This is a genomic window from Ensifer sp. WSM1721 (assembly GCF_000513895.2).
In the GTDB taxonomy this organism is placed as follows: Bacteria; Pseudomonadota; Alphaproteobacteria; order Rhizobiales; family Rhizobiaceae; genus Sinorhizobium.
In genome coordinates this window covers 447,299-473,903 of record NZ_CP165782.1, presented here as the reverse complement: position 1 = coordinate 473,903, position 26,605 = coordinate 447,299, and the positions used below count along the sequence as shown (strand labels likewise).

At 63.5% G+C, this 26,605-nt stretch carries 22 protein-coding genes and 1 tRNA gene; 10 read left to right on the top strand and 13 right to left on the bottom strand.

The window, feature by feature from the left end:
* Positions 1 to 46: 46 nt before the first annotated feature.
* The gene (gene glcE / locus M728_RS02290; RefSeq protein ID WP_026618407.1) at positions 47 to 1,258 is read right to left on the bottom strand and encodes a glycolate oxidase subunit GlcE; all 1,212 of its coding nucleotides are present in this window, start codon (positions 1,256 to 1,258) and stop codon (positions 47 to 49) included.
* Complete coding sequence (locus M728_RS02285) at positions 1,255 to 2,694, bottom strand: FAD-linked oxidase C-terminal domain-containing protein (RefSeq protein ID WP_026618406.1); 1,440 nt, start codon at positions 2,692 to 2,694, stop codon at positions 1,255 to 1,257. Before M728_RS02285 ends, glcE begins: the two co-directional genes overlap by 4 nt.
* Before the next feature lie 110 nt (positions 2,695 to 2,804).
* On the opposite strand from M728_RS02285, the gene M728_RS02280 reads away from it, so the two are divergent.
* Positions 2,805 to 3,701, top strand: coding sequence for a LysR family transcriptional regulator (locus M728_RS02280; RefSeq protein WP_026618405.1), 897 nt, complete (start codon positions 2,805 to 2,807; stop codon positions 3,699 to 3,701).
* A 17-nt stretch (positions 3,702 to 3,718) separates the two neighbouring features.
* On the opposite strand, the gene M728_RS02275 is transcribed toward M728_RS02280, so the two are convergent.
* Positions 3,719 to 4,993 carry a DUF3422 family protein gene (locus tag M728_RS02275; RefSeq protein ID WP_026618404.1) on the bottom strand — a complete coding sequence of 425 codons (1,275 nt, stop codon included), beginning with the start codon at positions 4,991 to 4,993 and terminating at the stop codon, positions 3,719 to 3,721.
* Between the two features lie 221 nt (positions 4,994 to 5,214).
* Between M728_RS02275 and M728_RS02270 the strand changes: the two genes are divergently transcribed.
* The 6 genes from M728_RS02270 (at position 5,215) to M728_RS02245 (ending at position 11,653) form a co-directional block, all read left to right on the top strand.
* Positions 5,215 to 6,006, top strand: coding sequence for a FadR/GntR family transcriptional regulator (locus M728_RS02270; protein WP_026618403.1), 792 nt, complete (start codon positions 5,215 to 5,217; stop codon positions 6,004 to 6,006).
* Positions 6,007 to 6,308: 302 nt separating this feature from the next.
* Positions 6,309 to 6,815, top strand: a complete 507-nt coding sequence (locus tag M728_RS02265) for an NUDIX hydrolase (protein ID WP_026618402.1) — start codon at positions 6,309 to 6,311, stop codon at positions 6,813 to 6,815.
* A 126-nt stretch (positions 6,816 to 6,941) separates the two neighbouring features.
* Positions 6,942 to 8,447: an inorganic phosphate transporter gene (locus M728_RS02260; RefSeq protein WP_026618401.1), complete on the top strand. Its 1,506-nt coding sequence runs from the start codon at positions 6,942 to 6,944 to the stop codon at positions 8,445 to 8,447.
* A gap of 8 nt (positions 8,448 to 8,455) precedes the next feature.
* The gene (locus tag M728_RS02255) at positions 8,456 to 9,193 is read left to right on the top strand and encodes a 16S rRNA (uracil(1498)-N(3))-methyltransferase (protein WP_026618400.1); all 738 of its coding nucleotides are present in this window, start codon (positions 8,456 to 8,458) and stop codon (positions 9,191 to 9,193) included.
* 144 nt (positions 9,194 to 9,337) lie between these two features.
* Positions 9,338 to 10,711, top strand: a complete 1,374-nt coding sequence (locus tag M728_RS02250) for a glutamate--cysteine ligase (protein ID WP_026618399.1) — start codon at positions 9,338 to 9,340, stop codon at positions 10,709 to 10,711.
* 123 nt (positions 10,712 to 10,834) lie between these two features.
* Positions 10,835 to 11,653, top strand: a complete 819-nt coding sequence (locus M728_RS02245; RefSeq protein ID WP_026618398.1) for a DUF937 domain-containing protein — start codon at positions 10,835 to 10,837, stop codon at positions 11,651 to 11,653.
* Positions 11,654 to 11,991: 338 nt separating this feature from the next.
* On the opposite strand, the gene M728_RS02240 is transcribed toward M728_RS02245, so the two are convergent.
* On the bottom strand, positions 11,992 to 12,288 hold the full coding sequence (locus M728_RS02240; protein WP_026618397.1) for a DUF1127 domain-containing protein: 297 nt from the start codon (positions 12,286 to 12,288) through the stop codon (positions 11,992 to 11,994).
* A 206-nt stretch (positions 12,289 to 12,494) separates the two neighbouring features.
* On the opposite strand from M728_RS02240, the gene M728_RS02235 reads away from it, so the two are divergent.
* A complete protein-coding gene (locus M728_RS02235; protein WP_026618396.1) occupies positions 12,495 to 13,445 on the top strand; it encodes a LysR substrate-binding domain-containing protein in 951 nt (316 codons plus the stop codon).
* A 71-nt stretch (positions 13,446 to 13,516) separates the two neighbouring features.
* Here the strand turns inward: M728_RS02235 and M728_RS02230 are convergent, their stop codons facing one another.
* The 3 genes from M728_RS02230 to M728_RS02220 all read right to left on the bottom strand — a co-directional run bounded on the left by M728_RS02230 (position 13,517) and on the right by M728_RS02220 (position 17,330).
* Positions 13,517 to 14,392 (bottom strand): dienelactone hydrolase family protein, encoded by an 876-nt coding sequence (locus M728_RS02230; protein WP_026618395.1) that lies wholly within the window; start codon positions 14,390 to 14,392, stop codon positions 13,517 to 13,519.
* 167 nt (positions 14,393 to 14,559) lie between these two features.
* The gene (guaB, locus tag M728_RS02225) at positions 14,560 to 16,062 is read right to left on the bottom strand and encodes an IMP dehydrogenase (RefSeq protein ID WP_026618394.1); all 1,503 of its coding nucleotides are present in this window, start codon (positions 16,060 to 16,062) and stop codon (positions 14,560 to 14,562) included.
* Between the two features lie 281 nt (positions 16,063 to 16,343).
* Positions 16,344 to 17,330 (bottom strand): MBL fold metallo-hydrolase, encoded by a 987-nt coding sequence (locus M728_RS02220; RefSeq protein WP_026618393.1) that lies wholly within the window; start codon positions 17,328 to 17,330, stop codon positions 16,344 to 16,346.
* Between the two features lie 174 nt (positions 17,331 to 17,504).
* On the opposite strand from M728_RS02220, the gene M728_RS02215 reads away from it, so the two are divergent.
* Complete coding sequence (locus M728_RS02215; RefSeq protein ID WP_026618392.1) at positions 17,505 to 18,917, top strand: DHA2 family efflux MFS transporter permease subunit; 1,413 nt, start codon at positions 17,505 to 17,507, stop codon at positions 18,915 to 18,917.
* A gap of 6 nt (positions 18,918 to 18,923) precedes the next feature.
* Here M728_RS02215 and M728_RS02210 read toward each other — a convergent pair whose 3' ends face one another.
* The 3 genes from M728_RS02210 to M728_RS02200 are packed head-to-tail and all read right to left on the bottom strand — an operon-like array spanning position 18,924 to position 21,632.
* Positions 18,924 to 19,307 (bottom strand): VOC family protein, encoded by a 384-nt coding sequence (locus tag M728_RS02210; protein ID WP_026618391.1) that lies wholly within the window; start codon positions 19,305 to 19,307, stop codon positions 18,924 to 18,926.
* Positions 19,308 to 19,311: 4 nt separating this feature from the next.
* Positions 19,312 to 20,046 (bottom strand): RlmE family RNA methyltransferase, encoded by a 735-nt coding sequence (locus M728_RS02205; protein WP_026618390.1) that lies wholly within the window; start codon positions 20,044 to 20,046, stop codon positions 19,312 to 19,314.
* A complete protein-coding gene (locus M728_RS02200) occupies positions 20,043 to 21,632 on the bottom strand; it encodes a Ppx/GppA phosphatase family protein (protein ID WP_026618389.1) in 1,590 nt (529 codons plus the stop codon). Before M728_RS02200 ends, M728_RS02205 begins: the two co-directional genes overlap by 4 nt.
* 325 nt (positions 21,633 to 21,957) lie before the next feature.
* Between M728_RS02200 and M728_RS02195 the strand changes: the two genes are divergently transcribed.
* Positions 21,958 to 22,031, top strand: a tRNA-Gln gene (locus M728_RS02195).
* On the opposite strand, the gene M728_RS02190 is transcribed toward M728_RS02195, so the two are convergent.
* From M728_RS02190 to M728_RS02180, 3 genes are all read right to left on the bottom strand, one after another.
* A complete protein-coding gene (locus M728_RS02190; RefSeq protein WP_198023357.1) occupies positions 21,999 to 22,295 on the bottom strand; it encodes a hypothetical protein in 297 nt (98 codons plus the stop codon). The two genes, M728_RS02195 and M728_RS02190, sit on opposite strands and share 33 nt — an antisense overlap.
* 75 nt (positions 22,296 to 22,370) lie before the next feature.
* A complete protein-coding gene (locus tag M728_RS02185; RefSeq protein WP_026618388.1) occupies positions 22,371 to 25,478 on the bottom strand; it encodes an efflux RND transporter permease subunit in 3,108 nt (1,035 codons plus the stop codon).
* A 2-nt stretch (positions 25,479 to 25,480) separates the two neighbouring features.
* Positions 25,481 to 26,587, bottom strand: a complete 1,107-nt coding sequence (locus M728_RS02180) for an efflux RND transporter periplasmic adaptor subunit (RefSeq protein ID WP_026618387.1) — start codon at positions 26,585 to 26,587, stop codon at positions 25,481 to 25,483.
* Between the last annotated feature and the right edge of the window lie 18 nt (positions 26,588 to 26,605).

Here is a 26,605-nt window from a genome sequence, read left to right as displayed (position 1 = left end):
CCCAAATCGGTAAGGCATCGGCACCGGATCATGATGCCGCAAGCGCTCAAGCGGCGGTCGCCATCCGCCCCGGATTAAAAATCCGTGACGGATCGAACTGGGCGCGGACGCGCTCCGACAATTGTGCCACAGCCGGTGCCTGCGGTTCAAAGGCCGGGATGCGGCCGCGCGATGCATCGTCGGCACGGATCAGCATGGCATGGCCGCCGCCGACGGCGGCGACGTAGCGGCGAAGGAGTTCGGCCTCGGGCTCGGCTTCCATGCGCAGCCAGACAAGGCCGCCCTGCCAGTCGTAGAAGGCATCCACGCCGGTCTGAAGGCGCAGGGCGGCAACAAGCTGATGGCCCGCCGAGGGGGCGACCGAGACGCGCCACAGGGGCCGCCTAGTACCGTCGGCATAGGGCATCACGTCGCGAATCTCCGCCCAGAGGAGCTTGCTTTGTACGGCATCGAGCCGCGAGACTGGCCCGAAGCGCGACAGCGCGGCCGCGAGTTTTTCGGCGCGCATGGCAATGGAGGCCTCCAAGCCCTCGAGCCGAAGCACGGTCGCCGCACCTTCGGGCAGCGTACCGCCAACGAAGCGGCCTCGCACGCTTTCCGGCAAATGCACCGCACCTGATACTTCCACCGGCTGCGCCATCGCCTCGGCCATGACCGCGGCGGCTTCCGCATCGTTGAGGCCGGAGACCACGACGGTGGCGGTGGCCGACGGAAGCGGCAGCACCCTGAACGTGACCTCGGTCAGAATACCGAGCGTGCCGTAGGACCCCGCCATGAGCTTGACGAGATCGAGCCCCGTAACGTTCTTCATGACCCGGCCGCCGGCCTTGATCAGTTCACCGCGACCGTTGACGAAACGAACGCCGAGCAGGCTGTCGCGCGCGGCACCGGCGACATAGCGGCGGGGGCCGGAGACATTGGCAGCAAAGACGCCGCCGATCGTCGGCTCACCCGAAGTTCCGAAGATCGGCCGATGATCCATCGGCTCGAAGGAGAGCATCTGCCCTTTCGCCTCGAGAGCCGCCTCGACCTCGGAAAGCGGCGTGCCGGCGAGCGCGCTCATCGTCATCTCCGCCGGATTGTAATTCACGATGCCGGAGAGACGCCGCGTCGAAAGCGTCCGGTCCGCCCGCACCGGGTTGCCGAGCCCTAGACGCGTCCCGCCTCCGACGATCGCAAGGGTGACGCGCTCCGAGGCGGCGGAGCGAACGATCGAGGCGATCCCCTCCTCGCTTGCCGGTTCGAAATGAACGATCATGCTGCCGGCCGCCCTTCGAGCGGAAAGACCTTCGACGGGTTCAGGAGCCATTGCGGATCGAAGGCCGCGCGCACCGCCATCTGCTGGTTAAGATCGGCCTTGCTGTATTGATGTAGCATCAGGTCGCGTTTCTCGATGCCGACGCCGTGCTCGCCGGTCAGGCAGCCGCCCGCGTCGACGCAAAGTTTCAGGATGTCATTGCCGGCGGCTTCTGCGCGGGCCGCATCCTCCGGATCGTTGATGTTATAGAGGATCAGCGGGTGCATGTTGCCGTCGCCGGCATGGAAGACGTTCGCGACGCGCAGGCCGTAGCCCGAAACGATCTCGCCGGTCCGTCGCAAGACATAGGAAAGCTGGCTCAGCGGTACGGTCCCGTCCATGCAGATGTAATCGGCGACCCGGCCCGTTGCACCGAAAGCGGATTTCCGGCCCTTCCAGATCAATGCGGCCTCGAGCGCCGATTGCGATTCCTTGATCGTAACGACGCCATGACGGCGCGCGATCTCGATGATGCTCTCGAGCATCGCGTCCATTTCCGGCTCGGAGCCCTCCACCTCGACGATCAGCAGCGCTTCGACGTCGAGCGGGTAGCCGGCATGGGCGAAGGCTTCGCAGATCTCGATCGCCGGCTTGTCCATGAATTCGATCGCTACCGGGATGATCCCCGAGCCGATGATGTCGGCGACGCAGGCACCGGCCGCCTCGGATGAGGCGAAGCCGAAGAGCACGGGCCGCGCACCTTCGGGCTTGGCGATCAGCCTGACGGTTGCTTCCGTGACGATGCCGAGCTGGCCTTCCGATCCGCAGACAAGGCCGAGCAGGTCGTAGCCCGGCGCGCCCAGCGCCTTGCCGCCGAGCTCGATGACCGTGCCGTCGAAGAGCACCATCTTCACGCCCAGGAGATTGTTGGTCGTCACGCCATATTTCAGGCAATGGGCGCCGCCGGAATTCATGCCGATGTTGCCGCCGATGGTGCAGGCGAGCTGTGAACTCGGATCGGGCGCATAGAAGAAGCCGTCGGCGGACACCGCCTCGGAAATGTTGAGATTGGTTACCCCTGCCTGCACCGTCGCCGTACGGTTGAAGAGGTCGATATCGAGGATGCGCGACATTTTGGAGAGGCCGATGACGATGGCGTCCTCCTGAGGTATGGCGCCACCGGAGAGCGACGTGCCGGCGCCGCGTGGCACGACGGGAATGCCGTAGCGGCTGCAATATTTGAGCACGGCGGCCACCTGCTCCGTCGTCTCGGGCAGAGCTACGGCGAGCGGCATGCGGCGATAGGCAAGGAACGCATCCGTCTCGAAGGGCTTCAGCCCGCGTTCCTCGCTGATGAGGCAGCCGTCAGGCAACAGATCGGCAAGATCGGCGATGATCTCCCGCCGACGGTCGAGGACGGCCTGCCTGGGCTCCAGAAAGCCGATCGTCTCCGGCATGAGCTCCTCCAACCAAATGCGCCGCAGGTGGTATTTTTTGTTTACCACTGGGAAGGTGACGCGGCAAATGCTAATGATCTTTTCGCTTTTGGAAACAATGGTCAAGATTGATGACGAATCTCGGCGACCTCGAAATCTTCGCGCGTGTCGTGTCGACCGGCAGCATGTCGGCGGCGGGTCGCGCGCTCGGCTTTTCCGCGGCGGTGATCTCCAAGCGCATCAAGCGACTCGAGGACCGGCTCGGGACAAGGCTCCTGCAACGAACCACACGGCAAATCTCGCTGACCGAAGCCGGCCAGGGTTTCTATGACCGCGTGCTCGGCATTCTCGCGGGCATCGAGGAAGCCGAGGCCTATGCCTCGGGACGGTCGTCCCAGGCCCAGGGAACGCTCCGCATCTCGGCACCCACATCCTTCGGCCGCATGCACATCGCCCCGCATCTGACCGGCTTCATGAAGGACCACCCTGACCTCAAGCTCCACATCGTCCTCAGCGACGATTTCACCGATATCGTCGCCCAAGGCTTCGACCTTGCCGTCCGTATCGGCGAACTCGGCGACTCGAGCCTCGTCGCCCGCAAGCTCGCGCCGGTGCGCCGTCTGCTTTGCGCGGCGCCGAGCTACATTGACCGATATGGCGTGCCGAAAGAGATCGGCGATCTCGCGAACCACATCTGCCTGCCGGCGCACAACAACGACAATTGGAAACTGGAAGGGCCGGACGGCAGCCTCTCCTACCGGCCGGAGGGTCCGCTCGTCACGAATTCTTCAGAGATCATCCGTGAGGCGGTGATTGCCGGCGCCGGCATCGCGCTTCGTTCCACCTGGGATATCGGCAAGGAATTACGGGACGGGCGCCTCGTCCAGGTGCTGCAGCAATGGGAGGGATCGCGCGGGCTCTCGCTCTCCGCCGTCTATCCAAGCCGTCAATTCCTGCCGGCGAAGGTGCGGCTTTTCATCGACTATCTCGCCAGTCTCTACGGTCCGGTGCCCTACTGGGAGCGATAGCCGCGCGACAGCGGCCACTATTTCTGCGCACTTTCCTCGTGATGGCGGCGAATGCGTCGTACGATGAGCCAGACGCCGACGACCGCGAACGGAACGGCGAAGCCGGTGAGCACGCCGGGATCGACCGGAATCTGGTGGCTCAGCGGCTTTGCAAGATAGCCGAAGAGCCCGACGACGTAATAGGAAATGGCGGCCACCGACAGCCCTTCGACGGTCTGCTGCAGGCGCAATTGCAGCTTGGCGCGACGATCCATCGAATTTAGAAGCGCGCTGTTCTGGCGTTCGAGCTCGACGTCAATCCAGCTTCTCAAGAGCGCCGTTGCGCGGGCGAGCTTGCGCGAGAGATTCTCCTGCCGCTCCTCGACCGATTGGCAGGTGCGCATCGCCGGCGCCAGCCTGCGTTCGAGAAAGGTGCCTATCGTCTCGTAGCCGGGCACGGGCGTTTCGGAAAGCGTGCGAATGCGCTCCTGGACGATGCCGTAATAGGCGCGGCTTGCGCCGAAGCGATAAAGGCTCAAGGCGGCGCCGGCCTCCAGATCGGCGGCCAGCCGCGTGATTTCGGCCAGCATCTCGTCGGCCTCCTCGCGGACATTCTCCTTCATCCGCTGCGTGACGGCGGTCAGGCCATCCTCGGTGCGGCGGATTTCCGGCGAGAGCGACTGCGCGAGCGGCAGGCCGAGCATGGCCAACGTGCGATAGGTCTCGATATCGAGCAGACGCTGCACCAGGGCGCCTGTTCCTGCCTCGGTCATGCCGCGGTCGATGACGAGGATCTGTGTGAGGCCGTCGCCGTTCTGGCGAAAGTCGGTCAAAAGTACCGCCTGGCCGTTCTTGGTTTCGCTGTAACAGAGGCTCGTCGGATCGAAGGCCTTGATTGCCTCGCGTGCCTCGGGCGAATCGGGCCGAATTTCCAGCCGAATACCGGAAATCAGCGAACCCGGCGGCGAAAAGCCGTCGCCGAAGGGATGGATCGGCACTTCGCCGCCGAAGCGCTCCGGCGCCGGCGCGTCCCAGAAATAGGTGGAAAATTCCGTGTGTCGTTCCCAGCGCAGCGTCCCCTGGCCCCAGGGCATCGCATGGTGATTGGCGTCGCGTCCGGGTGGCGCGATGCCGCGCGAGCGCGATAGCTCGGAAAGCACGGCATGATCGACGATCGCGCCGCCCTCGGTCATGAAAGCGAGTTGAAAGATGACGCGTGGCGTCGTGACCAACGCATAGGGCCGCGAATGAACTTCGCCGAGCACCTGGGCACGCAAGGGCGCCACCGGAAATGCAAAACTGCCCTTCGACATGAAGCGCTTCATCCCCCTCACGCGTTCATCATCACTTTCTTATCAACCAACCGAGCAAAAAGAACAGGACGCATTGACGCAGCTTGACTTTTGTCAGTGTGGCGGCGGCAAAGTGGACAATCAATTTGACCACTTTGCCGGGACTGCTAGATTGCCGCAAGGGAGCGGCAGGCGAGCGGAAGACCGCATGCTTTTCCTCACCGCTCCCGGGAGATATGGCCGTGACCGAAGACCAGACCGACCTCTATTCGCGCATCAGCCACAGCCGGACGGCGGACGAGGTCGTGCAGCAGATCGAGCTTCTGATCCTCGAGGGGGTACTGCGGGACGGCGACCGGCTTCCGGGCGAGAGGGAGCTGTCGAAGCGGTTCGACGTATCGCGGCCGATCCTGCGCGAGGCGCTCAAGGAACTGGAAGCGCGCGGCCTCGTCGAAAGCTGGCACGGCGGAGGGACATTCGTCGCCGACGTGGTCGGCCAGATCTTCTCGAAACCGCTGATCGAGCTCATCGGACGCCATCACAAGGCAACGCAGGACTATCTCGAATATCGGCGCGAACTCGAAGGACTGACGGCGGAGCTCGCCGCAAAGCGCGCCACGGACTTCGACCGCGACATCCTCACCCGCGTCATCGAACGCATGCGCGCCGCACATGAGAGCGGCAACTTCGACGAGGAACTCGAAGCCGACGTCGAGTTGCACAATGCGATCGGAGAAAGCGCCCATAACATCATCCTGCTGCACACGCTCAGGGCCTGCTACCGCCTCCTGACGCAGGGCATCTTCTTCCATCGCAACTCGGTCTTCGGTGCGCCGGGCGCGCGCGACCAGCTTCTCGCGCAGCACGAGGCGATCTACGCGGCCATCATGGCCGGTGACGCGAAGGCGGCCAAGGCAGCCGCGCAGAGCCATATCGATTTCGTCGCGGCGGCCGCGCGCGAGGCGGAGCGTAGCGGCGACTGGGCGCGCGTGGCACGGCTGCGCCTGCAGCAACGCGGCCGCGCCGGATCGTAACGGCACCCCAACCGCCGCGAAGCTCCGGGGAACTCCTTCTTACGGCCCTGTTGCCACCACATACCGAAAACCGCACCGCTCGCGCCGCTGCGCACAGCAATGTCGCATCCTGGCAAGGGCCAGATCGGCGCATTACATGTATTCCGAGCTGTTCTGAAATGGACCGCGCTTGCGTCGGAACCGCAGCGCCTTTTCAGCGGTTATTCTTTTCAAAGCAACTTCATTTGAAGGTAAGGCAAGTAAGGCATACACTTAAGGTAACTGATTGCTGCCGATTCGCCCGCATAAGGAGTATTCGCGCCTTGAACATCTTGCATCGGCTGGCCTCTGATGTGCATCTGATGCTGCGTCGCCCGGCGCGCATGCAGTATGCCGCATTGTGCTACCGTTTCCGCAAGAAGACCAACGCGCTCGAAATCCTGCTGATCACCAGCCGCGATACGGGACGCTGGGTCATCCCCAAGGGATGGCCGATGCAGGGAAAGCGGGCGCACGAGGTCGCCGAACGCGAGGCCTACGAAGAGGCCGGAGTCAAGGGCAAGGCGCATAGGGCCGCGATCGGCTCCTATGTCTACCAGAAGCGCATGGATCATGGCCTGGCGATTTCCTGCAAGGTGCAGGTGCACGCGCTTGAAGTCGAGGACTTCTGCAAGAACTTCCCGGAAAAGGGCGCCAGACGACTCGAGTGGGTCGACTACCAGGAGGCAGCCAGCCGCGTGGCCGAGCCTTCACTGAAGGAGCTCGTCCTCGGCTTCGGCGAACGGATGACTGCCACTCCGGAGCCGAAGCAGAAGACCACCAAGGACTAACGCCGATCCCGGCGCGCCTTGCGCATCGGCAGGGCTTCGTCCCCCCGCCTAGTCCCGTCCTCCTCAATTCCGCTTGAATGCGCCGGCCGCTGCCGCTACTGCGATCATCACGATGGAGAACACCTAGTGGCCAAGCCGCGCCCGCGTCTGGAGAAGCTGACGATCGACAAGGACCTCGACAAGTTCAGTCTTGCCGAGGAGGCGTCGCATCATGTCATGCGCCGCCTGGCGGCGCCGGGTCTCGCAGCTCTCTTCCTGATCCTCAGCATGGGTTTCGCCGCGAGCTATTTCACCGGCGCGTCCGGCATGGCCGTCGTCATTGCTGCGGCAGCGGTCGCGGGCTACATGGCGATGAACATCGGCGCCAACGACGTGACGAACAACGTCGGCGCGGCGGTTGGTGCGAAAGCCATGTCGATGGCGACCGCGCTCTCGATCGCCGCGGTGTTCGAGATCGCCGGTGCGCTGATCGCCGGGCGCCGTGTCACGCTTACCATCGAAGCCGGTATCGTCGATGGCACGCAGCTCTTGACCGCCGAGACGCTGGTCTGGGTGATGATGTCCGCGCTGATCTCATCGGCGATCTGGATCAATATCGCCACCTATTCGCGCGCACCGGTCTCGACCACGCACTCCATCGTCGGCGGCATCGTCGGGGCGGGCCTCGCCGCCGCTGGCTTTGCCAGCGTCAAATGGTGGTCGATCGCCGGCATCACCGCCAGCTGGTCGGTGTCTCCCCTGCTCGGTGGCGCCATCGCTGCGCTCATTCTCGCCTTTCTCAAGGAATTCGTCATATATCGCGACGACAAGATCGCCGCCGCCCGGCGCTGGATGCCGGTCGTTCTCGGCGTGACGGCAGGATGCTTCACTGCCTATGTGGCGGTCTTTGCCCTGGATCATGTGACGTTTATCTCGCTTCCGACCGCGCTGTCGATCGGTGTATTGGCCGGCGCCGCTTGTTACGTCTTGTCGAAGCCGTGGATCCACCGCCAGTCGGAAGGTCTCGACAACCGCAACCAGTCGCTGCGCAAGCTGTTCCGCCTGCCGCTCATCTTCGCTGCAGCACTGCTCTCCTTCGCGCACGGCGCCAACGACGTGTCGAACGCGATCGGCCCCCTGTCGGCGATCGTCTCCGCCGTCAACGGCGTCGCCTCGACGGCGCGATCGGAGGCGCCTTTCTGGGTGCTGCTCATCGGCGCGCTCGGCATTTCGCTCGGCCTCACGCTCTACGGACCGCTGCTCATCCGCGTCGTCGGCGAGGAGATCACGCGTCTCAATCCGATGCGGGCCTTCTGCGTGGCGCTCGCGACGGCGATCACTGTGCTGCTCGCTTCGGCCCTCGGGCTGCCGATCAGCTCGACCCACACCGCGGTCGGCGCCGTCTTCGGCGTCGGCTTCTTCCGTGAATGGTATACGCGGCGCTCCAAGCGAAGGCTCGAATATGTCCGCCGCAGGACCGGCCACGCCGACTTCATGGAGAAGGTCGAAACGAACTTCGCCGAGGTGCGCCGCCGCCGGCTGGTGCGCCGCTCCTATTTCCTGACGATCGTTGCAGCCTGGGTGATTACGGTTCCCGTATCGGCGCTGCTTTCCGCCGTCGTCTACTTCATCCTTTCCGGCCTTTTTCTGTAGGTGACCAAATGCGCGCCAACTTTCGCATGCAGCGACTGTTCGTCGAGAGTCCGCTTCACGCCGGCGCAAGGCACGAGGCCACGAGAGAGCAGTTCAACTACCTCGTCAACGTGCTCCGCTTCAATGAGGGCTCCTCGCTCCTCGTGTTCAACGGCCGGGATGGCGAGTGGCGGGCGGAGCTTTCCATGCCTTCGCGCAAACAGGCGGTCCTGACGGCAGTCGAACAGACGCGCCCGCAACCACTCCCTTACGATCTCGTCTACCTCTTCGCGCCGCTCAAGGTCGGCCGTCTCGACTATCTCATACAGAAAGCCGTCGAAATGGGAGCCGGCGTGCTTCAGCCTGTGATGACGCAGCACGTACAGGGCAAGGTCGCCAGCCTCGACCGCGTTCGTGCCAATGTCGTCGAGGCGGCCGAGCAATGCGGCGTCCTCGGCATCCCCGCCGTCGAGGCGCCGCGGAAGCTTGAAGATCTTCTGGCGAATTGGCCCCGCGACCGGCGCATCATCTTCTGCGACGAGGGCAATGAAAGCCAGAACCCGCTGCCTATCCTCAACGGTATCAGCGAACGCCGGCTTGCGCTCCTGATCGGTCCGGAAGGCGGCTTTTCAGAGGCCGAGCGAACGCTCTTGCACAGTCTCGATTTCGTGACGGCGATCCCGCTCGGGCCGCGTATCCTACGCGCCGATACCGCGGCGGTCGCGGCAATGGCGGTCATTCAGGCGTCGATCGGCGACTGGCGATAGATGGCGTTTTGTCGCAAAATCTTCGCGGAGTTTTTTTGAGGACATCTTGAAAGAAATTGACTTGCACCGCACTTGATTCCGGTTCAAGCACCCTCCATCCACTCCTGCTGATCGGCAGGAGCCGCCCAGGCAAAGAAGACGAATATGGCCCGAGATACCACCGACCAGACGCCGGTTACCTCTGTCGCTGACCTGACCGCCTATCTGGCATCAGGCTCAAAGCCGGAGGAGAAGTTTCGGATCGGCACGGAGCACGAGAAATTCGCCTTCTTCAAGGCGGACAACAGTCCCGTGCCCTATTTCGGCGAGGCCAGCATTCAGGCGCTGCTGAACGGCATGGCCGAAAGGAATGGTTGGGAGCCGATCGTCGACGAGGGCAATATCATCGGCCTTGCCGATCGCGAAGGCAACGGCGCGATCTCGCTGGAGCCCGGCGGACAATTCGAGCTTTCCGGCGCACCGCTCGAGAACCTGCACCAGACCTGCAAGGAATCGAACCAGCACCTGGCCGTTCTTCGCGAGATCGCCGAGCCGCTCGGCATCCGCTTCCTCGGCATCGGCGGCAGTCCGAAATGGACCTTTGACGAGACGCCGCGCATGCCGAAATCGCGTTACGCGATCATGACGCGTTACATGCCGAAGGTCGGCACCAAGGGCCTCGACATGATGTACCGCACCTGCACGATCCAGGTGAATCTCGACTTTTCCTCCGAGGAGGACATGCGGCGCAAGATGCAGGTGTCGATGAAGCTGCAGCCGCTTGCGACCGCCCTCTTCGCGAGTTCCCCCTTCACCGACGGCAAGCCGAACGGGCTTCTCTCCTGGCGCGGAGACATTTGGCGCGACACCGACAATCGACGCGCGGGCCTGCTTCCCTCGGCCTTCAAGCCGGACTTCGGTTTTGTCGATTACGCAGAATGGGCGCTCGACGTGCCGATGTATTTCGTCGTACGCGGCGGACATTATCACGACTGTACCCACATCACGTTCCGCCAGTTCATGAATGGGGCGCTGAAGGGCGAGGTCGCCGAATGGCAGCCCAATATGGGCGACTGGACCAACCACCTCTCGACGCTCTTCCCGGATGTCCGCCTGAAGCGTTTCCTCGAGATGCGCGGCGCCGACGGCGGCCCGTGGCGACGGATCTGTGCGCTCCCTGCCTTCTGGGTCGGCCTGCTCTACGACCGGGAGGCTCTGGCGGCGGCCGAGACGTTGACCCACGACTGGACCTATAAGGAAGTCCTTGCGCTTAGGAACGCGGTTCCCGCTCAGGCGCTTTCGGCCAGGTTCAGGACGATGTCGCTCTTCGACGTCGCGCGCGAGGTCCTCGCGATTTCGCGCGACGGTCTCAAGCGCCGCAATCGGGTAAATGGCGACGGCATCGACGAAAGCCAATTCCTGGCGCCGCTCGACGAAGTCCTGGCGAAAAAGGCGACGCTCGCCGAGGACATGCTCGCGCTCTACCACGGCCGCTGGAACGAATCGGTCGAGCCGGTATTCGCCGAATACCAGTACTGAGCGAGGAAAGGGAATCGGTATCCGAATCCGCTCCGGCAGGCATTCCATAAAAAGCGGTTTCCAGTCCCTTGATTCCCGTTATAGTGCAATGACATGCGTCGTTCGCCCGGGAAGGAAACGCCAATGGCACCGCTTTATGACATGTTCGCACAGGCGCAGAACGGCCAGGCCCTTGAACTGATGGCGAAGCAATTCGGCCTCGCGCAGGAGCAGATGGCGAAGGCCGCGGCGGCGCTGATGCCGGCCTTTTCCACCGCCTTCAAGCGCAACACCACCAACCCTTACGATTTCGGCGCGCTGCTCACGGCACTCTCGACCGGCAATTACGCCAAATATTTCGAGGACATGAGACAAGCCTTCACGCCTCAAGGCGTTGCCGACGGCAACGATATCCTCGGTCAGCTTTTCGGCTCGAAGGAGATGTCGCGCGCGATCGCGGCGCAGGCGGCGCAGATGACAGGGATCGGTCAGGAGATCTACAAGCAGATGCTGCCGGTGATGGCGAGCACCCTCATGGGAGGCCTGTTCAAGCAGACCACGGGCCAGATGAGCGATGCCCTCGCCAACAATCCGATCATGGTGCTGATGCAGCAGTGGATGGAGGCGACGGGCCTAGCGAAAAAACCGGCACCTCCGCCGAACCCCTTCGACAACCCCTTCACCCAGGCGATGCAGGGTTTTTTCGGCATGGGCAAAGCGGAGGAGAAGCCGAAGGCGCCCGACTTTTTCGCCGACAATCCGTTCTTCAAGGCGTTCCAGGAGATGATGAGCAACAGCTCAGGCACCTCCGATAAGGCGCCGGCAGAAAACCCGGCCTTCACTCAGTTCTCGCAGGCGATGAACAAGATGTTCGACACCGGGCTGGAAATGCAGAAGGAATATCAGAAGAACATCGACGCCCTCTTCGAAAGCTACAGAAAAAGTTCTGGTGGCAAGGGCTAAGCTGGTCTGCGGATGCCCCCTCACCCCAGCCCTTTCCCCTCAGGCGGGGAGAGGGCTTGAGGGAGCGCCGCGAGTCCCTTCGCGCCGCAAGCGGGGAGAAGGTGGCGGCAGCCGGACGAGGGGCACACTCCGCCAACGCAAAAAAGCCCGGTACATGTCTTGGCATGTACCGGGCAAGGAGCAGGGTCTATTGGCTCATACCCTGCGGGGAACTGTTCGGCGCAACTTACACACCGTAACTGGAACTTCGCGGCATGATCTGCGCAACGGCGGCAACCTCGCGCAGGATCATGCCGCAAATGGCGCGTCCGAGGCGGCGGGACGCGCCATCGGGATAATCAATCGTGGCGGACTCCCCTATAAAAGAGGTTCACCCGGTTTCGCGACGCCCGCGTCAGATAGCTGCCCGGATTGTCGAAGAAGGACGAGGTCAAGGCCTCGTTCAGGTCTTCGCGTCTCAATCCCATGTCGAGGAGCTGACGGTCGTCGAGATCGTGCAGACGGGCGATCTGACAGCGGTTTCGGTACAGGCGCCAGACAGCCGTGAGCACACCGACGACGCCTGCCGTGCGGGACGCAAGCGACGGCTTGCCTGCAACGAGGTCGAGATCGAGGGCGTGTGGGGTCGTGCGCATGACGGAACTCCTTTTCTCAGGCACGAAGAGACCTGTCCCCTGCGGGGAGGTCTACGCAGGGGCAGGCGGAAAATAATTCGCTAGATCGGCGAGGGCGCGCCGAGAGATTGACGTAATTTGCGACTTATCAATCGCAAATCCTTATTGATCAGTCCAACGAATGTTTTTAATGATATTCATCAAACAATCTTATGGGTATTCCGGCCATGTCCGCACCGCTCGATATTGATCAATTGCAAACTTTCGTCGCCATTGCAGACACCGGCAGCTTCACCAAGGCTGCCGACCGCGTTTTCAAGACCCAGTCCGCCGTTTCGATGCAGATGCGCCGCCTGGAAGAGCGCATAGGCAAGCCGCTTTTCATGAAGGACGGCCGAGGTAACCGGCTCACCGTCGAGGGTGACAGGCTCCTGAATTTCGCCCGGCGGATGATCCGCCTCAACAACGAGGCGATTGCATCCTTCGACGACAACCGGCTCGAAGGCACGCTTCGTATCGGCACGCCGGACGACTATGCCGATCGCTACATGCCCGAAATCATCGTGCGTTTCGCCAAGACGCATCCGAACGTCGAGCTCTACATCGTCTGCGAGCCTTCGGCGGATCTCGCCGAGAAGATGGCGAAGGGCGATCTCGACATCGCGCTGGTCACCCATAATCCGCGGGCGCGGGCCTCTGACGTCGTGCGCACCGAGCCGCTCTGCTGGGTGAGTTCGATCAACCATCCGCTCCCCGAAAACGCACCGATCCCGCTTGCCGTCGGACGCCGCGACTGTCTGTGGCGGCAGGCCGCCTGCGCCGCCCTCGATGCGACCGGCAGGGAATACCAGATCCTGTTCACGAGCTGGTCGTCGACGGTCGTCGCCGCGGCGGTACTTGCCGGCATGGCCGTGTCGGTGCTGCCGGAATCGGCGCTGCGCCCCGGCATGAAGGTTCTCACTCTGGCGGACGGATTTCCGGCGCTCGCACCGGTGCAGATCGGCATCATGAAGCGCCCCGGCCTTTCGCCGTCGCTGTCCAACGCCATCACCAACCACATCACGGCCTGCCTCGACAACATCACGCCGATCGCCGTCAACGACGATCTCGACAGCGATATCAAGGGCTTCCCGCGTTATCCGCGCCTCAGGCAGAGCCACATGCTGCCCGGCTGGTGACGACTTGCGCAGCCGAACGAAGACGGCACACCTCGGCCGAGGCGCCGGTCGTCGCTGCACTTCGATCGGTGTCAGGCGAGCTTCGCCTTCAGGAACTCGACCGTACGCTGCCAGGCGAGGTCGGCCGCCTCCTTGTTGTAGCGAGCCGCCGACGTGTCGTTGTTGAAAGCGTGATTGGCGCCCTCGTAGACATGGATCGTGAAGTCCTTGCCGCTCTCCGTCAGCGCCTTCCGATAATCTTCAATGCCAGCATTGATGCGCTCGTCCAGCCCTGCGTAGTGCAGAAGCAACGCAGCCTTGATCTTCGGCACATCCGCGGCCTTCGGCTGAGAGCCGTAATAGGCGACGCCGGCCTTCAGGTCCGGCGAGTTCACGGCAAGCCGGTTGACGAGACCACCGCCCCAGCAGAAGCCGATGGCGCCGACATTGCCTGTGCTTTCCGCGTGTCCCTTCAGGTACGTGACGGTTGCGACCGCATTCTCGCTCGTCTCGGCCTGATCGAGTGCGCTGATCATCTCGCGTGCCTTGTCCTCGTCGCCCGGAGTACCGCCATCGGGCGAGAGGAAATCGGGAGCAAGTGCCACGAAGCCTTCAAGCGCAACGCGACGCGCAATGTCCCTGATGTGCGAATTGAGACCGCGATTCTCATGGATGACGATCACTGCCGGAAGCTTGCCGGTCGCGTTGGCCGGCCGAACCAGGTAGCCCTTCATGTCGCCATCGGCACCGGGATAGTGGATGTCCTCTCCCTTGATCCGCTCGTCGGTCGCCGCAACGATTTCGGCCTTGGCGCTGTTGGCGGTCAGCATCGGCGCGATTGCCGCGGCGGCGGCAGCTGAACCGGCAAGCGCCGTCAGCGTTTCCATGAAGCGGCGGCGATCGAGAGTCAAATGGGTATATTCGTCATACGCATCGATCATCGCCTGGGTGATCACAGGCTTGTCCATGACGGCCTCCTTCTGTTGGTTTCGGCGGTCGATGAACGGAAAACCGCCCGCCGACAAGATAGGCCAGCGGGCGGTCACAGACTTACAAAGACTTACAAAACTGCGTGACCGGCATGCGGCAGGAAGGGCGCTGTAGCGCTACCCTGACCGGGGCACCGAAGGAGATATCAGGCCGCGCCCGGATAGTTCGGGCTCTCGCGGGTGATCGTCACGTCATGCGCGTGGCTCTCGCGAAGACCGGCGCCGGAGATGCGGACGAAAGTGGCGCGCTCCTGATAATCCTTGATCGTGGCGCCGCCGACATAGCCCATCGAAGCCTTGAGGCCGCCGGCGAGCTGATGCAGAACCCCGGACACCGGCCCCTTGAAGGGAACCTGGCCCTCGATGCCTTCCGGCACGAGCTTCAGCGTATCGCGAACTTCGGCCTGGAAATAACGGTCGGCCGAACCGCGGGCCATCGCGCCGACGGAGCCCATGCCGCGATAGGCCTTGAAGGACCGGCCCTGGTAAAGGAAGACCTCGCCCGGGCTTTCATCGGTGCCGGCGAGCAGCGAGCCGATCATTACGGCGGAAGCGCCGGCGGCGATCGCCTTCGCAAGGTCGCCGGAATATTTGATGCCGCCGTCGGCGATAATCGGAATGCCCGCCGCCTTAGCCGCCTCGACGGCCGCCATGATCGCCGCGAGCTGCGGCACGCCGACACCGGCGACGATGCGCGTCGTGCAGATGGAACCGGGACCGATGCCGACCTTGACCGCATCCGCACCCGCATCGATCAGCGCCCTGGTGCCCTCCGCCGTCGCGACATTGCCGGCCATGATCCGGACGGAATTCGTAAGCTTCTTGATCCGGCCGACCGCATCCAGCACGCGCTGCGAATGACCATGGGCGGTATCGACGACGATCATGTCGACGCCGGCGTCGATCAGCCGCTCGGCGCGCTCGTAGCCGTCGTCACCGACGCTGACGGCGGCGGCGACGCGAAGGCGGCCCTGAGCGTCCTTGGAGGCGTTGGGATTAAGCTGCGACTTCTCGATGTCCTTCACCGTGATCAGGCCGACGCAGCGGCCCTCCGGATCGATCACCAGCAGCTTCTCGATCCGATGCTTGTGCAGCAGACGCTTGGCTTCCTGCTGGTCGACGTTTTCCTTGACGGTGACCAGGTTCTCCCGGGTCATCAGCTCATAGATCTTCTGCGACGGATCGGAAGCGAAGCGAACGTCGCGGTTGGTGAGGATGCCGACGAGACGGCCCTGGGTCTGCCCGCCGACACCGCCGTTTTCGACGACGGGAATGCCGGAAATGCCATGCGCCTTCATCAGGCTCAACGCGTCGGCAAGTGTCGCATCCGGGCCGATCGTCACCGGATTGACGACCATGCCGCTTTCGAACTTCTTGACCTGGCGAACCTCTTCCGCCTGCTCGACGGGCGTCAGATTGCGGTGGATGACGCCGATGCCGCCGGCCTGGGCCATGGCGATCGCGAGCCGTGCCTCGGTGACGGTGTCCATGGCGGATGAAAGGATCGGCAGATTGAGATCGATATCCTGCGCGATGCGCGTCGCGATGTTCGTCTGGCCCGGCATGACCTCGGAATGTCCCGGCTGGAGCAGGACGTCGTCGAAGGTCAAAGCCTCCAGACCGGTTGCCGTTTCGATGATACGCGCCATGGCCAGTTCCTCTTCAATAAACGAAAATCCCCGGGGACGATCAGCAACTTGTCCACCGGGCGACTTCAAAGCTTGTCTTGGAAGTTGGCGAGGGCTCGTAACACGGATATGTCAGAATGAAAATAGCCCACGGCATGTTTCTTGAATCGTAGCCGATTCAAGAAACATGCCGCAGCTCAAAGTGCTACAGCGACCTTAGCGCGTCTGAAGACGTGCGGCGCTGTAGACCCGGAAATCTCCCGGGCCGTGCTAAAATATCGTTGCAGAGCAACAAAGGACTTTCAGATGTCGAATTGATAGGTCGCCGGCACGAAACGGTAGCCCTGATCCTGCCTCTCGACGAAGCCGACAGCGGGGAACGGCATATGATAGCCGACGAAGGGAAGCCGATCCGTCGCGATCATGTCGAAGACCTTCTTTCTGGTCGCGCTCGCTTCTGACTTGTCCATGTCGAAGCGGACCTCCCAATCCGGCCGCTGCAGCGACAGGACATAGTGATTGGCCGTGTCCGCCGTCAGGATCATGGCCTTGCCCTCCGAGTCGAGCCTGTAGATCATGTGCCCCGGCGAATGACCGAAAGCGGCAATGGCGCTGATGCCCGGCACGACCTCCGCGCCGTCGGCTATGAAGGTGGTCTTCTCGGCGAGCGGCACGACTTTCTGAAGCACCGCCTTGTGCCCGTTTTCGGCGGGCGTACCGACGCGGGCAGCAGCCTTCCAGAAATCATATTCCACCTCGCCCGTCACATAGCGGGCGTCAGGGAAAGCCGGCTTGCCGCCTTCCATGAGGCCGCCAATGTGATCTCCGTGCATATGGGTGATCACGACCACCGAAACCTGCTCGGGCGTGTAGCCGGCGGCCCGGATACCCGCAGCGAGCTTCCCCGTTCCCGCGTCCCGACCACCCTCACCGAGCCCGGTGTCGAACAGCACGATGTCCGATCCGGTATCGACCAGAACCGGGGAAAAGCCATTGATGAACCCGGCGGTCGGCAGGAAATTCTGCTCGAGCAGCGCGGTCACTGCGTCTGCCGGCTGATTGGTGCCGTAGGTCTCGTGCGGATTGTCCGAGGCGCGCGTGCCGTCGCTGATCACCGTCACTTTGAAGCTTCCGAGCTTCAACGTCTTGAAATCCGCACCGTTGGCCACAGCGTCCTTTCCCGTACTTTCCTGAGCATTCGCAAGGCCCGCCAGCAGGCTTGGCGCCGCCAAAGCGCCCACCCCTGCTGCGAACAAGGTTCGCCGCTTTAATGAAAATGCCGTCACGATTCCCTCCTGCTAATTTGGCGCTGCCCGCGCGCAGACATGACAGGCGAGAAGTAGCGCCTTGACAGAAAAGGACAGCCCGGATCACAGGCTTTTGATCTGCAATCTCCGGTTTGGCCCTGACAAAGCCATCGGAAGCCTTTACCCGCGCGACCGCTACAGCTCTAAGGCCTTTTCATGAATCGCATCGTCCCGATGATCCTCGCCGTCGCTCTGTTCATGGAACAGATGGATTCGACGGTCATTTCGACATCGTTGCCGGCGATCGCGCGCGATATCGGCGTCGGGCCGATCACGCTGAAGCTGGCGCTGACTTCCTACATGGTGGCGCTCGCGATCTTCATCCCGTTGAGTGGCTGGATGGCGGACCGCTTCGGCGCCAAGCGCATCTTTCGCGCCGCGATGCTGGTCTTCATCGCCGGGTCGGTGTTCTGCGCTGTCGCCGACAGTCTCCTCGCATTCGTTCTTTCACGCTTCCTGCAGGGGATGGGCGGCGCCATGATGACGCCGGTCGCGCGCCTCGTTCTCGTCCGCAGCGCGCCACGTAGCGAGTTGGTCTCGGCAATGGCGCTGCTCACCATCCCGGCGCTGGTCGGTCCGCTTGCCGGCCCGCCGCTCGGCGGCTTCATCACCACCTATTTTTCCTGGCATTGGATTTTCTTGATCAACGTGCCGGTCGGTATTGCGGGCTATGTGCTTTCCGGCATTTACCTCCCGGAGATGGAGCGGCGAAGCCCGCCGCCGGTCGATGTCCTCGGCTTTTTGCTCGGCGGTGCCGCCGCCGCCGGCGTTGTCTTCGGCCTCTCCGTCATCAGCCTGCCGGCGCTGCCGCCGGCGATCGGCATCGCCTCCGTTTCCGCGGGAATCGCCGCGTCGCTGCTCTACATCTTCCACGCGCGCCGGCATCCGGCACCGGTGCTCGATCTTCGACTGTTTCGCGACGGCGCCTTCCGCGCCGCTTCGATCGGCGGCACGATCTTCCGGATCTCCGTCGGTGCCGTGCCCTTCCTGATGCCGCTGATGCTGCAAGTCGGCTTCGGCCTTAGCGCGTTCCAGTCTGGCCTCATCACCTTCATCGGCGCGGTCGGCGCCATCACCACCAAGTTCCTCGCCCGCCGTGTGCTCGCCTTCGCCGGATTCCGCACGACGCTGATCATTGCGGCCGTGATCGCCGGCGTCATGACCTTAGCCAATGGCTTCTTCACGCCGGCGACGCCCTATCTCGTGATGATCTCGATCCTGCTGATCGCCGGCTTCGCCCGCTCCTTCTTCTTCACCAGCGTCAACGCGCTTTCCTTCGCCGATATCGAAGATGCGGATGCCAGCAAGGCGACGTCGATGAGCGCCGTCCTGCAGCAGATCAGCCTTGCCCTGGGAGTGGCGCTCGCAGGCGCGATCCTCGAAATCGAGACCGCGATCAGCGGCGGTCCGCTCAGCCTCGAGGATTTCCACGTCGCCTTCATGATCATCGCCGTCGCCAACCTGCTCGCGGCGATCCCCTTCTTGACCATGGCTAAGAACGCCGGCGCTTCCGTTTCCGGCCACCGCTTGCCGATGCGGCAGGCGGAGACGACGACGGCCGGAAAATAAACGGAGTTATTCCGGCCGCTCGCAGACGGCCGAGAGCTTGTTACCGTCCGGATCGCGGACATAGGCAGCGTAGAAATTCGGGTGGAACGGCCGAAGCCCCGGTGCGCCCTCGTCCGTACCGCCATTGGCGAGAGCGGCGGCATAGAACGCATCGACCGCCGCGCGGCTATCCGCTTCGAGCGCCACCATCGAGCCGTTGCCGGTCGTTGCCGCCTCACGGTTGAACGGGGTGACGACCCACAGGCGGCAGCGGAAGTCGCTCTCCGCGCCGTAGCCGATCTCGACCTCGTCCTGCTTGCCGCGTTTCAGGCCGAGCGTCGCGAGCGTCCTGTCATAGAAAGCGCCGGCCCGTTCGAGGTCGTTGGAGCCGAGGGTCACATAAAGCAGCATCGTCCTACTCCGCCGTACCTTCCGCGGGCTCTCCGGTCTCGGACGGTTGCCTGCCTTTGAAGCCCTTGGCGAGCAGGAACATCTCCACCGATTCGGCACGGGAAGAGGCCGGCTTCACATGCACGACCTGACGGAAATTCTGCTTCAGCATGTTGAGCAGATCGCGCTCGGTGCCGCCCTGAAAGGTTTTCGCCAGGAAATGTCCGCCCTCGGCCAGCACGTCGACGGCGAAATGCGCCGCCACCTCGCAGAGATGCATGGTGCGCAAGTGATCGGTTTGGCGATGGCCGGTCGTCGGCGCCGCCATGTCCGACATGACGATGTCGGGAGCTCCGCCGATCGCCTGCTTGAGCTTTTCCGGCGCTTCGGGATCGAGGAAATCCATCTGCAGGAAACGGACGCCCGGGACAGGGTCCACCTCGAGAAAGTCGATCGCTGCGACACGCGGATCGGCGTCGGTCGAATTCGTCACCTTGGCCGCGATCTGCGACCAGCTCCCGGGTGCGGCACCGAGATCGATGATCCGCCTCGCTCCGGAAAGAATCTTGTGCTTCTCGTCGATCTCCAGGAGCTTGAAGGCGGCGCGGGCGCGGTAGCCTTCGAGCTGCGCCCGCTGCACGTAAGGATCGTTGATGTGGCGCTCGAGCCACCGGCGCGAGGATGCCTTGAGCTTGCCCTTCTTCACCTTCTGACCGAGCTTGCGGCCGCTACGGTTGCCGCCGATCGGGGATTTCGTCATGCGTTGTTTCCTTCGTGGGACTTCAGCCGCTCCTCGCCGGCCGGCGGAGGACCGAAGCTGCGCTGGTGGCGGCGCGGCCGTGCCCGGCGCCAGGCCCCATCGTCTGCCATCATGTCGGTCAATAGCCCTTCGCGCAGACCTCGATCGGCGACCCGCATGCGCGTCGACGGCCAGCGGCGACGGATCGCTTCGAGGATTGCGCAGCCCGCCAGTACCAGATCGGCCCGGTCCGGCCCAATGCAGGGATTGGCGGCGCGCGCGGCGAAATCCCAGGAGAGGAGCCGCGCCTGCATGGCCGAAACCTCGTCGTCGGAGAGCCATAACCCATCCACACGGCGGCGATCGTAGCGCGGCAGGTCGAGGTGCACGCCGGCGAGCGTCGTCACGGTTCCCGACGTGCCGATCAGATGGAAGCCGCTGTCGGTGCCACTGGCCAGCGCATCCACCGAGGGGCTGTCGAAGGCGGCGAGCATGTCCTCGACCTCGCGCACCATCGTCTCGAAGCTCTGAGGCGTCACGTGCTCGCCGCCATGGCGCTCCGAAAGCGTGACGACGCCGACCGGTAGCGAGGTCCAATGGGTGATGTGATTGGCAAGCCGGCTCGAACGGTTCTCGCCAATGCGAATGACGGCGATCTCGGACGAGCCGCCGCCGATATCGAAGAGCACGACGGACTTGGTCTCACGATCGACGAGCGAGGAGCAGCCGGAAACCGCGAGCCGCGCCTCGGTCTCGCGATTGATGATTTCGAGTTCGAGGCCGGTCTCCTCGGCGACGCGCTTCAGGAAGGTCTCGCCATTCGCGGCCGACCGCGCGGCCTCCGTCGCTATCAGCCGGCGGCGGCGGATCGACCGGGTGTTGAGCTTGGCGGCGCAGATCTTCAACGCTTCGACGGAGCGCTCCATGGCATCGTCGGAGAGGCGCCCGCTCGCGCCGAGCCCCTCGCCCAACCTGACGATGCGGGAGAACGCATCGACGACGCGGAACTGACCGGGGCGGGTCGGCTGCGCGACCAGGAGGCGACAATTGTTGGTGCCGAGATCGAGCGCCGCGTAAAACGGCGACGGCGGCTCGCTCGGCGCCACATAGGGAGCACTCACCTTTTCGGAACGCGGCTGCTGTGGAGGTTGCGGCGGAGCGGTTTCGGCACCGCGCGGGCGCTGCGATTCGCCGGGCCGCGGCGTTGCAGGTGGTTTGCCCGCCGACGCCAACGGCCGCCCCTGAAGGCCGCGCCGATGACGCGCCTTCCCGCTGCGCCTATGACTTTTCTTGCCGGTGACCGTCGCATGGAGAAGCGGCACGTCTCCGCCGGAAGCGGCGGCCGCGGGCTCGTTTTGTGGTCTTGCTGATTTCGAGCGCCGGCGCCGTTTGCGCTTGCGCGCCGGCTCCGCCTCATCCATTGCTGCGGGACGCCCTGCTTCTCCGGCCTCGCCGGATCGGCTGGCAATTGCAGGCGGCGAACCGGAGGGCTTGCGCCGCCTCCGCTTGCCCTTGCCGCCGCGCGACGCATGCTTGCGCGCCTCGCCACGACCTGCTGCCGACGCCCCGGATTCAGACGGCACCTCGCCGTGTTCGGGGTCTTTCACGTGTCTCAACCATGGCGCCGCGCGAAGCCTTGCGGCCGCTCAAGGCGCTCTCTCGATTTTGCGTTGGCGCGACTGTACCAGCGCCGCCCTTTTTCGCCAAACCTTTTTTGAGGCTGAGAAGGGCTCGTGACCCCAAGTCTTACTCTCCTTGGACGACAAGCCCATCGAAACGAAGCGCATAGCGGCCCTGCGCGCTTTACCGCAACTTGGAACGAGTTGAACGCAGCGCGGCCGCATTTTTTTGCCAAAAGGTATTTGCATCCGCCGTTCTTTTGTTTATAAGCCCGCCACACCGACGCGGCGGCTAAGCTTGACCAGCGGACCTTGGGGAATAGGTTAACGGTAGACCAGCGGACTCTGACTCCGTTAGTCCTGGTTCGAATCCAGGTTCCCCAGCCAAATCTCCCTAAATTCCCTCACTTCCTTGATTTTCCGGAGTGGCGGACCCCGTTTACGGCCCGCATAGTCCGACTTGCCGAGAGCCTTTTGGATAAAGCGGATCTGCTCGCGCGGGGCCGCTTCGGTGTCTTCGCCGCGTTGAACGCAGTGTTCGACCAGGATCGGATAGAAGAACGGGGTGAACGCGGTCTTAACCGCACGCGCCGCTTCCGTGGCATCTTCAACCTCGAACTCGCCCGCCTCCACGCCCTGTGTAAGCGGCAAGGTCGTGAAACTGGCCTAGGCATGTCGGGCAAAGCCTCGCGCGCGAGACGCACGGTGTCCACCCGACGACCAGCCCTACTCGGCAGCCATTGCTATGCGCAATTCCGGCTCCTCGCTCGGCACCTCATGCTCATCTGCAGTTGGCTTGATCCGGAACCACGCCGCGTAGAGCGCCGGAAGGAAGAGCAGGATCAGCACCGTGCCGACGGCCGTACCGCCGATCAGGGTATAGGCCATCGACCCCCAGAAGACCGAGTGTGTGAGGGGAATGAAGGCCAGCACGGCGGCAAGTGCGGTCAGGATCACGGGCCTCGTGCGTTGCACCGTGGCCTCGATGACGGCGTGATAGGCATCGAGGCCGGCAGCACGGTTCTCCTTGATCTGTTCGGTCAGGATCAGCGTATTGCGCATCAGGATGCCGGCCAGTCCTATCAGGCCCAGGATGGCGTTGAAGCCGAAGGGCTGATTGAAGGTGAGCAACATCGGCACGACGCCGACAAGGCCAAGCGGCGCCGTCAGCATGACCATTGCCATCGTCGAGAAGGATCGCACCTGCAGCATGATGACGATCAGCATCGCGGCGATCATGGCCGGGAAAACCTTGCCCAGCGCGGCATTGGCCTTGGCAGCCTCCTCGATCGATCCACCCATTTCGATGCGATAGCCGGCGGGAAGGGATGCGATCAACGGCTGAAGGGCCGTCATGACCTGCTTGGAGACCTCCGGAGGCTGGGTCGCCTCATTGATGTCCGAGCGGATCGTGATGACCGGCGTGCGATCGCGGCGTTTCAGGATCGGCTCTTCCAGACGGACTTCCGAATGGCCGATCTGGTCGAGCGGAATCGGACGGCCGTCGCGGCTCATCAATGAGAAGTCCGCCAGACGCGTCGGATCCAGTCGTTCGTTGCCGGCGCTGCGTGCGACGATCGGGACATTGCGGATGTCCTCGCGCACCTGCGTAACGGGGATACCGGTGAGGAGGAACTGCAGTTGCTGGGCCGCCTCGGCCGGCGAGAGGCCGATGAGGTTCAGCCGATCCTGATCCGGGACGAAGCGGAGTACGGGCGTGCGATTGCCCCAGTCGCGGTTGGCCTGCCGCACGTCCGGGACGCCGCGCATGATGCCGAGGGCCTTCTCGGAAATGCTGTACAGTTGCTCCGGATCAGGTCCCATGACGCGAAACTCGACCGGGAACGGCGTGTAGGGTCCGAACACAAGCTGGGTGACCCGTACATAGACCTCCGGCGCAAGCCCCTGTGACACCGCTTCGCGCAGCCGGTGTTTCAAGGCCTCGCGCGCCTCGGCGTTCGGGGTCAGCACGACGATCTTGGCGAAGGCGGGATCAGGCAATTCCGGCGCCATCGCAAAGAAGAAGCGGGGCGCGCCCTGACCGACATAGCTCGTGACTATCTTGGCTTCAGGCTGCTTGTCCAGCCACTGTTCGAGCTTCTCGACTGTCGCGGTCGTCGTCTCGATGCTGGTGCCTTGCGGCAGGCGAACCTCCACCAGCACCTCGGGGCGGTCGGACGTCGGGAAGAACTGCTGTTTGATGCCGCCCATGCCGACTACAGAGAGCGCGAAGGCGATGCCGACGATAGCGCAGGTCAGAAACTTGTGGCGCACCGCAAAGGTGATGAGCCGTCGCAGACGCCGATAGTTCGGTGTGTTGTAAATCGCGTCGTGACCGCCTTCGATCGGTTTGATCGCGGGCAGCATCTTGACGCCAAGATAGGGCGTGAAGACCACCGCGACGATCCAGGAGACGATGAGAGCGAACCCCACGACCCAGAAAATGTTGCCGGCGTATTCGCCGGCCGTCGAGCGCGCGAAGCCCACCGGCAGGAAGCCGGCGATCGTCACGAGTGTTCCGGACAGCACCGGCGCCGCAGTGTGGCTCCACGCATAGGCCGCCGCCTTGATGCGGTCCATGCCTTCTTCCATCTTCACCACCATCACCTCGATGGCGATGATGGCGTCGTCGACGAGAAGACCAAGCGCCAGGATAAGGGCGCCGAGCGTGATGCGGTCGAAGAACCGGCCGGTTTCGAGCATGATGAGGAAGACGACGGCAAGCGTCAGGGGGACGGCAGCCGCTACGACGATGCCGACGCGCCAACCGAGGCTGAGCAGGCTCACCACCAGCACCACGCCGAGTGCCATCGCGAACTTCATCATGAACTCGTCGACCGCCGAGCTGATGTTGACGGCCTGATCGGTCACCTTGTCGAGCGTCATCCCGAGCGGCAGTGCCGATGCGATCGCCGCAGTCCTGTCCTCCAGCGCCTTCCCGAGCGCGAGACCATCCCAGCCCTCCTGCATGACGGCGGCGAGCATGATGGTCGGCTCACCCTGGCGCCGGATCAGGTAGGTCGGAGGATCCTGGTAGCCGCGGCGGACCTCGGCGATGTCGGAGAGCTTCAGCGTCCGCCCAGCAGCCGCGATCGGCGTGTCGGCGATCGCTTGGACACTGTCATAAGCGCCGTCGACCCGGATGAAGACCTGCGGCCCCTTTGTGTCGATCGAGCCCGCCGGTGTGACGGTGTTCTGCCGCTGCAAGGCGGCAACGATATCCTGTGCCGAGACGCCGAGGGTTGCCAGTTTGGCGTAGGAGAACTCGACGAATATCTGTTCGGGGCGTTCACCGAGGATGTTGATCTTCTTGACTCCGGGCACGTGCAGGAGGTCCTGGCGGATCACCTCCGCTTGCCTCGCCAGCTCACGCATCGGCATGCCCTTGGCCTTCAGCGCATAAAGGGCGAAGCTCACGTCCGAATATTCGTCGTTGACGAAGGGGCCGAAGACGCCGGAGGGCAGGTTGCGGGCCTCATCCCCGAGCTTCTTGCGGGCCTGGTAGAACTCCTCCTGCACGACGGATGGCGGGGTGCTGTCCTTCAGCGTGACCGTCATATAGGCATAACCTGGCCGTGTGGTCGTCTCCACCCGGTCGTACCAGGTCAGCTCCTGAAGCCGCTTCTCCAACGGTTCGGCAACGAGATCCTGCATCTCGCGCGCCCTCGCACCGGGCCACGCTGTCGTGACCGTCATGGTCTTGATGGTGAAGTTCGGATCCTCCGCTCGTCCGAGCATGAGGAAGGCATAGACGCCGGCGGCCACCAGCAGGAGGATGAAGAACAGGGTGACAGCGCGTTCGCGAACGGCGATCGCGGAAAGATTGAGATTCATCATCAGTTGTTCCCCTCAGGCGCAGTCCTGACGCGAGCACCTTCCTGCAGGAGATGAGCGCCGAGCGAAACGATCGCATCGCCAGAGTTCAATCCGGAGATCATGGCGGCTTCACTGGTCACGCGAACAAGTTTGACGGGCCGAAAGTGTACGGTAGAGGTGGTGCTATCCACCACCCAAACGCCGGTCCTCTCGCCGTCGTCGAGCACGGCTCCGAGCGGCACTTGGACCTCCGGTTCACTCGCCTGGCTTGGAAGCCGGATTGTCACCGTGGCGCCGAGCGGCGCCGCCGCGGCCTCGCCGTCGAGCACATAGCGGGCCTCGTATGTACGGGTCTGGGCATCGGCGGAATCCGATAGCTGCCGCAGACGTGCCGTGTAGCGATGCTCCTCGCGCCCGTACAGGCTGGCCTCGGCCACCGAGCCGAGCGCCGGCCGGAGCGTTTCGGGAAGTGCGATCACCGCCTCACGGGGGCCGGCGTGGGCAAGTCTGACCACCGGCTGACCGGCGGCGACAACCTGCCCCGGCTCGGCAAGCGTTTCGGTTACGGTCCCATCGGCGTCCGCCACCAGGACAGAATAGGTCGCCTCGTTCTCTGCGACCTTCGCTTCCGCTTCCGCGGCGGCAAGCTGTGCCGTGGCGGTGTCCAGCGCCGCCCTCGCCTGCTCGTAACGCTGCGGCGTCGCCGCCAATCCGTTCTTCACCAGGACAGCATATCGCCTCTCGTCCGCACGCACCTGAACCAGAACAGCGCGTGCCGCAGCGACAGCATTGCGCTTCGCCGTGAGGGCAAGTTGTAGATCGGTCTCATCGATCCGCAGCAGCGGCTGGCCCGCCTTCACCTGTTCACCGACGTCCACCAGGCGCTGAATGATCTTGCCGGGCACGCGAAAACCAAGATTGCTCTGCACTCGGGCAGCGATCGTACCTGTAAAGGCGCGCTTGGCTCTTTCCGGCCTCGTCGCTTCCACGACCCTTACAAGTGGCGACGCGACACGGGGATCTGCGGCCTCCGCGTCTCGCGTTGGCATTTCGAAAACGAACGCAAACGCCGCGCCGCCGACTGCAGCCATAAGACCGATCGATGTGAGAAGAAATTTGCGGTTCATGTCAGATGACCCTTGTTG

Bases quoted from the DNA above. Each gene is read 5' to 3' on its own strand.
- M728_RS02235 (WP_026618396.1), top strand. From the start codon at position 12,495: ATGTCCGCACCGCTCGATATTGATCAATTGCAAACTTTCGTCGCCATT.
- M728_RS02275 (WP_026618404.1), bottom strand. From the start codon at position 4,993: ATGTCGAAGGGCAGTTTTGCATTTCCGGTGGCGCCCTTGCGTGCCCAG.
- M728_RS02185 (WP_026618388.1), bottom strand. From the start codon at position 25,478: ATGAATCTCAATCTTTCCGCGATCGCCGTTCGCGAACGCGCTGTCACC.
- M728_RS02245 (WP_026618398.1), top strand. From the start codon at position 10,835: ATGGCACCGCTTTATGACATGTTCGCACAGGCGCAGAACGGCCAGGCC.
- M728_RS02210 (WP_026618391.1), bottom strand. From the start codon at position 19,307: ATGCTGCTTTATGTGACCCTCGGCTCCAACGACCTCGAACGGGCCGGC.
- M728_RS02240 (WP_026618397.1), bottom strand. From the start codon at position 12,288: ATGCGCACGACCCCACACGCCCTCGATCTCGACCTCGTTGCAGGCAAG.
- M728_RS02285 (WP_026618406.1), bottom strand. From the start codon at position 2,694: ATGCCGGAGACGATCGGCTTTCTGGAGCCCAGGCAGGCCGTCCTCGAC.
- M728_RS02180 (WP_026618387.1), bottom strand. From the start codon at position 26,587: ATGAACCGCAAATTTCTTCTCACATCGATCGGTCTTATGGCTGCAGTC.
- M728_RS02230 (WP_026618395.1), bottom strand. From the start codon at position 14,392: ATGGACAAGCCTGTGATCACCCAGGCGATGATCGATGCGTATGACGAA.
- M728_RS02255 (WP_026618400.1), top strand. From the start codon at position 8,456: ATGCGCGCCAACTTTCGCATGCAGCGACTGTTCGTCGAGAGTCCGCTT.
- M728_RS02205 (WP_026618390.1), bottom strand. From the start codon at position 20,046: ATGACGAAATCCCCGATCGGCGGCAACCGTAGCGGCCGCAAGCTCGGT.
- guaB (WP_026618394.1), bottom strand. From the start codon at position 16,062: ATGGCGCGTATCATCGAAACGGCAACCGGTCTGGAGGCTTTGACCTTC.
- M728_RS02280 (WP_026618405.1), top strand. From the start codon at position 2,805: ATGACGAATCTCGGCGACCTCGAAATCTTCGCGCGTGTCGTGTCGACC.
- M728_RS02250 (WP_026618399.1), top strand. From the start codon at position 9,338: ATGGCCCGAGATACCACCGACCAGACGCCGGTTACCTCTGTCGCTGAC.
- glcE (WP_026618407.1), bottom strand. From the start codon at position 1,258: ATGATCGTTCATTTCGAACCGGCAAGCGAGGAGGGGATCGCCTCGATC.
- M728_RS02215 (WP_026618392.1), top strand. From the start codon at position 17,505: ATGAATCGCATCGTCCCGATGATCCTCGCCGTCGCTCTGTTCATGGAA.